This window comes from Roseibium sp., from assembly GCF_039982295.1.
In the GTDB taxonomy this organism is placed as follows: Bacteria; Pseudomonadota; Alphaproteobacteria; order Rhizobiales; family Stappiaceae; genus Roseibium.
In genome coordinates this window covers 1-3,202 of sequence record NZ_JBDWYP010000054.1, presented here as the reverse complement: position 1 = coordinate 3,202, position 3,202 = coordinate 1, and the positions used below count along the sequence as shown (strand labels likewise).

Here is a 3,202-nt window from a genome sequence, read left to right as displayed (position 1 = left end):
TCGTCCCGGTCATTCCCGGCCGCTCAAATCGCAAGCGCGTCATTGGCTACGACGCCAAGCGCTACAAGAGCCGTCATCTCACCGAAAACGAATTCTGCCGCCTAAAGGACTTACGCCGCGTCGCAACCCGCTACGACAAACCCGCCAGGAACTTCCTGTCCCCGGTCGCCCTCGCAACACTCGTCGCATTCTGGCTATGATTGAGTCTGAACCCTAGGGCATGATTACCACATGAAACAATAACGACGTGGCAACCAAACGGTTCTTACTGTGCAACACGGTGCTTTCAAATTAGGTTCTCGATAAATTTTTGGCAGATCCGCATTGGGTCAGCCTCTGAGCTCCATCTTAACATTTCATGAGAAGACGGTTTTACTTGAAATGAATTTGAGAACTTTATGCGAATTGAAGTCAAATACTTATTGGAAATGCAAATGTGTTCCCTCGACAAAAGACCAAAAACACGCGCTGGATTATCTCTAGTAGCCTTTAACAAAAACTCGAAGTTTTCATTAGATAAAACACCAGATAATTTGATTATGTTTTCTTGACATACCAAGAATTTTTTTTGGTCGAATTTTTCAGAAATTACAGGAGCTTCTAGTCGCTTTCCAGGTTCAGAATTGCCAGGTTCATTAATGTCAGCCTCGGTTACAACATCTAGCTTCTCATCTTTTTCTTTAAAATTCGATAGTTTTCGCAACAAGTTCAAAGAAAGTTCAATATTATTTTTATTTATTTCGTCGAATTTTCTATCTGCCTCGTTTATTTCTTCTTGGTTCACAGGCCTATTGAGATGCCCCCTATATTCAATCTTGTATAAAGCGCAAAATTCTTTTTTCAAATTAACTAATTTTACTTGACTTATTAAGCAATTCCGACCTTCTTGTTCGACAATATGTTTTGCAGCTTCTTTATTAATGGATTTAGGATTTCTTGAAATTGATACTACCCGATTGCGATAAGTTTTATTGACCTGCGTGTTATATACTCCTGCATCAGCTCCGGAATTTTTCGTTTGCGAAGTATAATGTACATCTGACATCTTTGTTTTTCATCCCAATCCATTATAATCGAATTTAGAAGTAGTTGAGTGATATCAAAGCTTTGTGATTCAACCGTCTTTCTCGAGAAGGTGGAGGCCAGTCATCGAGGAAAGGTTAAGATCACGGACTCTGGACAATCAGAGAACTGAGAGCCGGATTGGCATCTCGGCCCTCAACAAGATGCTCCCCCTCGGACGTCCCGCGTTCGAGCGTGTTTTAGGGCGCCCAAAATCTGGGACAAGGGACCCTTGCGTGCCGCCTGATGATTTGTGCAACACAGCGGCACTGAACAGATTGCAAACTTCAAGGGACATATTTTTTCTCCAATTCATCGAAACCAGAGATTTTATATGAATAGCTTATCAGATCACTTTAGCGCCTCTGTACTATAAAGCACCGCGTTTTTGTATTTGCCCCTCTCCCAGAGAACTTGAGCATTTGAAGCGAGAATTTTCTCATAATATTCTTGGTTGGGCTATGGAGAGAAGATGATGAAGACGTCCCGTTTTTCGGAGCAGCAGATTGCGCTCATCCTGAAGCAGGTTGATGACGGTTTGGGCGTTGAAGATGTCTGCCGCAGGGCTGGCGTTTCACAACAGACCTATTGCCGCTGGCGCAAGAAGTATGGCGGTTTGATGCTGTCGGAAGTTAAACGGCTGAAGCAGCTGGAGGAGGAGAGCCGTCGTCTGAAGGAAATGGTCGCCGACCTTTCCCTGGACAAGGCCATGTTGCAGGATGTCCTTTCAAAAAAGCTGTAAAGCCGGCGAAGGCGCGTGATCTGGTAGACTATTTGCAGGGTGTGTTCGGTGTGTCGATCCGGCAGGCCTGTAGCACCTTGTGCTTCCAGAAGTCCTCCTATTTCTACAAGTCACGGCGATTGCCGAGACCCGGGTGCGCTACGGCTACAGGCGTATCCACGTTTTACTGCGTCGGGAAGGATGGACTGTGAATGCCAAGCGCGTGTACCGGCTCTACACGGAGTTGGGTTTGCAAATCCGCACAAAACGGCCAAAGAGAAAGGTTTCTGCAAAACTGTGTGAAGATCGGCGCGCGCCAGATGGCCCGAATGATGTCTGGTCAATAGATTTTCTGTCTGACCAGCTGTTTGACGGTCGCAAGTTTCGGATTCTGACAATTGTTGATGCATTCTCGAAGGTGTCAGCGGCGATTGACGTTCGTCCTCGTTACACGGGCACAGATGTCGTTGCCACACTGGAGCGTGTGACTGCTGACTACGGTGTGTCCGGCAGCATACGGGTCGATAATGGGCCGGAGTTCATTTCTAGGGATCTCAATCTGTGGGCCTATATGAACGGTGTCGTTCTGGACTTCTCGAGGCCGGGAAAGCCAACGGACAATAGCTTTGTTGAAGCATTCAACGGGAAAGTCCGTGCCGAATGCATCGATCAGAATTGGTTCTTGGCACTCGAGGATGCCCGGTTAAAATGCGAGGCGTTCAGACAGGACTACAATCACATACGTCCGCACAGCTCGATCGGGTTCAAAACACCGATAGAGTTCATGAAATCCATCGGCAATCCCAACCAGCCGGTGGTGCCATAAGGCCGAGAATGCACTAACTTTCAAAATGGACCAATCAGATGGGGCCGATCACTTCAGTCGTCTAACTTCCGACGGCATCAAACCTTCATACTTCTTGCGCCGGTGGTAATAGGTCTGTCGTGAAACGCCAGCCCTGCGGCAGACATCTTCAACGGCCAAATCGTCATCAACCTGCTTCAAGATGAGCGCAATCTGCTACTCCGAAAAACGGGACGTATTCATCGGCTGCTCTCCATAACCCAACCAAGAATATTATGAGAAAATTCTCGCTTCAAATGCTCAAGTTCTCTGGGGGAGGGGCATAACGCGAAGCTTTTGTGGTGAAGTGGTCCCGGAAATCCGGACAGGTCAGCGGCAAATATAAGGTGTATCCAGGTTTGTTTTCGTGCCGCCAATTGCAGGTTTCTGTCAGCCCAATATGCCTCCCTCGGGGTTTGTGCTCAAGGGCTGAATGAGGTCGTTCGGTGTTGAAAAATTTCATACAGTTACGAATGACACCGTGTGCCTTGTAGCCGTCGGTCAGATCTTTGAGATCAACCGCTTCCTGCTTCAAAGATCGACAGAGCCGTTCGATGAAGATGTTGTCCGCGCAC

General features: G+C 47.3%; 2 protein-coding genes and 2 pseudogenes. 2 read left to right on the top strand and 2 right to left on the bottom strand.

Annotated features, from left to right (window positions below; all coding sequences use genetic code 11):
• A pseudogene (locus tag ABJZ52_RS11685) lies at positions 1-200 on the top strand (IS5/IS1182 family transposase); the annotation flags it as partial.
• A gap of 86 nt (positions 201-286) precedes the next feature.
• On the opposite strand, the gene ABJZ52_RS11680 reads toward ABJZ52_RS11685, so the two are convergent.
• Positions 287-1,045, bottom strand: a complete 759-nt coding sequence (locus ABJZ52_RS11680; protein WP_348199889.1) for a hypothetical protein — start codon at positions 1,043-1,045, stop codon at positions 287-289.
• Between the two features lie 492 nt (positions 1,046-1,537).
• Between ABJZ52_RS11680 and ABJZ52_RS11675 the strand changes: the two are divergent.
• A pseudogene (locus ABJZ52_RS11675) lies at positions 1,538-2,609 on the top strand (IS3 family transposase).
• Between the two features lie 271 nt (positions 2,610-2,880).
• Here the strand turns inward: ABJZ52_RS11675 and ABJZ52_RS11670 are convergent.
• The coding region (locus tag ABJZ52_RS11670) for an integrase core domain-containing protein (RefSeq protein ID WP_348199888.1) at positions 2,881-3,202 on the bottom strand (322 nt) is incomplete at its 5' end.

What these genes read in the sequence shown, in the direction of transcription:
- ABJZ52_RS11680 (WP_348199889.1), bottom strand. Translation starts at nt 1,045, where the DNA reads ATGTCAGATGTACATTATACTTCGCAAACGAAAAATTCCGGAGCTGAT.